The 2353-nt window shown below is 73.1% G+C and carries 3 protein-coding genes and 1 pseudogene; 3 read left to right on the forward strand and 1 reads right to left on the reverse strand.

Annotated features, from left to right (window positions below; translation table 11 throughout):
* Nucleotides 1–255, reverse strand: a 255-nt coding sequence (locus L2I40_RS21990; protein ID WP_237217412.1) for a hypothetical protein, incomplete at its 3' end; no start/stop codon positions are given.
* Between the two features lie 100 nt (nt 256–355).
* Between L2I40_RS21990 and L2I40_RS21995 the strand changes: the two genes are divergently transcribed.
* The 3 genes and pseudogenes from L2I40_RS21995 to L2I40_RS22005 all read left to right on the forward strand — a co-directional run.
* Entirely contained in the window at nt 356–1102 is a 747-nt protein-coding gene (locus L2I40_RS21995; RefSeq protein ID WP_237217414.1) for a flagellar hook-basal body complex protein, read from the forward strand.
* Nucleotides 1103–1323: 221 nt separating this feature from the next.
* A complete protein-coding gene (flgG, locus tag L2I40_RS22000; RefSeq protein ID WP_237217415.1) occupies nt 1324–2109 on the forward strand; it encodes a flagellar basal-body rod protein FlgG in 786 nt (261 codons plus the stop codon).
* A gap of 5 nt (nt 2110–2114) precedes the next feature.
* Nucleotides 2115–2353: pseudogene (locus L2I40_RS22005) on the forward strand (flagellar basal body P-ring formation chaperone FlgA); the annotation flags it as partial.

Raw genomic sequence — 2353 nt, forward strand, 5'->3', positions numbered from 1 at the left:
ACCGAGGCCGAGGACCGGCGGCAGCACCCCGCCGAACCAGAGCCCGGCACAGAGCGCGGCCAGCAGGGCCGGCGCGCCGAGCAGCATCAGTCGCGCCCGGCCCTTGCCCGCGCCCTTGCCTGCGCCCTCGCCCGTCGGCGACTCAGATTGTGTCGCTTCCGCCATGGATGCCCCGGTCTTGTGCCCGCCGGGGTTGATTGCCGCGGCGGCGCTTAACGAAGCCTTGCGGCGGCGCGACTTGCCGCCGGCCGGCATGTCCTGCCGCCCGGCGGCACGGACGGGTGGCCTGCGATGCGCGATGGGCTGGCACGACGCTTGCCCCGACCGTCGCGACGCAACCACCGGAGCCGCGACCTTGGACAGCCCCGGCTACATCGTGCTTTCCCGCCTCGTCGCCGCGCAGCGCATGGCCGCGGTGACGGCGAACAACATCGCCAATGCCGACACGCCGGGCTTCCGCGCGCAGCGGCCGCTGTTCGGCGCGGCGCTCGAGCGAGAGATGGGCGCGGCGCCCATGCGCGGCCTGCGCGACGTCGCCTATGCACAGGACCGCGCGACCTGGCGCGACGGCTCCGCCGCACCGCTGATCCGCACCGGCAATCCGCTCGACCTCGCCCTCGCCGATCAGGAGGCCTTCTTCGCCGTGCAGACGCCGGCCGGCGAGCGCTACACGCGGGCCGGCCGCTTCGCCCTCGACGGCGAAGGACGCGTGGTGGATGCGGAGGGCAACGCGGTGCTCGGCGCCGCCGGCCAGCCGATACGCATCGAGCCGGGTGCGGCGCGGATCACGGTGCGCGGCGACGGCAGCGTGGAGACGGAGAACGGCCCGGCCGGACGGTTGCGCGTGGTGCGCTTCGCGGACGCGCAACGCCTGCTCGCGGAGGGCGAGCGCAACCTCGCCGCGCCGCCCGACCAGGTGGCGCAGGCGGTCGAGCGTCCAGGCATCATCCAGGGCGCGATGGAGGGCAGCAATGTCCGTCCCGTGCTCGAGATGACGCGCCTGACCGACGAGATGCGCCACTTCCAGCTCGTCGCGCAAATGGCCGAGCGCGAGGGCGAGCGCCTCGGGAGCGCGGTCGAGCGCATCCTGCGGCGGCGATGAGGGAGGACAGCGCGTGATGCCACTACGGCAAGACCACGAGATGGCGGCCGGCGCAGCCGGCCGAGGCCGCGACGGGTTCCCGGCAGCGTTGCTCCGCAACGCGGGCGGGGTCCCGGAACGCGGCCCGTGCACCAACCGACCGGGTGACCCAGCGCGCCGGTGGCCTGCGCGAAGCCAGGGCCGGCCGACGCCGGCCGCCCGGCGCCGGAGGGCATAGCACGATGCGCTCCCTCCACATCGCCGGCACCGGGATGCTGGCGCAGCAGACCAATGTCGAGGTCATCTCGAACAACATCGCGAACATGAGCACGACCGGCTACAAGCGCCGGCGGGCCGAGTTCCAGGACCTGCTCTACCAGAACCTCCGCCGGGTCGGCTCCCAATCGGCCGACACGGGCTCCGTGCTGCCCTCCGGCGCGCAGATCGGCCTCGGCGTGAAGACCGGCGCGGTCTATCGCATCACCGAGCAGGGCAACCTGAGCCAGACCGGCAACCGCTTCGACGTCGCGGTGCGCGGCAACGGCTATTTCCAGGTCCAGCTGCCGTCCGGCGAGACCGCCTACACCCGCGACGGCACCTTCGCCCTGTCGCCGGAAGGCGTGATCGTGACCGCCGACGGCTTCGTCGTGCAGCCCGGCATCACCATCCCGGCGAATGCGACCGACGTCACGATCAACGCGACCGGCGAGGTGCTGGCCAAGCTCGACGGCCAGTTGCAGCCGCAGAATGTCGGCCAGATCCAGCTGGCGATCTTCGCCAACGAGGGCGGGCTGGAGGCGATCGGCGACAACCTCCTGCTCGCCACACCCGGCTCCGGCGCCGCGCAGCAGGGCGCGCCGGGCACGCCGGGCTACGGCCAGGTGATGCAGGGCTTCGTCGAGACGTCGAACGTCAATGTGGTCCAGGAGATCACCAACCTGATCACCGCGCAGCGTGCCTATGAGATGAACAGCCGCGTCATCTCGGCGAGCGACGAGATGCTCTCCACCCTCTCGCGGCTGCGGTGACGGCCATGCGGATCCTGCTGTGGCTGCTCCTGCTCTGCGCGTCCGCCCGGGCGGAACTCGCCACGCTGCGCCCGCTCGCGGTGGTGGAGGACGGCGTCGTGCGCCTCTCCGACCTCTTCGACGGCGCCGGGGCGCGCGGTGCGACGGTGCTGGGCCCGGCGCCGGCGCCGGGCGCGCGGCAGGTTGTGGAAGCGCCGCAGCTGCTCGCCATCGCGCGCGCGCATGGCATCGCCTGGCGGCCGGT

It is taken from the genome of Falsiroseomonas oryziterrae (assembly GCF_021864505.1).
GTDB lineage: Bacteria > Pseudomonadota > Alphaproteobacteria > Acetobacterales > Acetobacteraceae > Falsiroseomonas > Falsiroseomonas oryziterrae.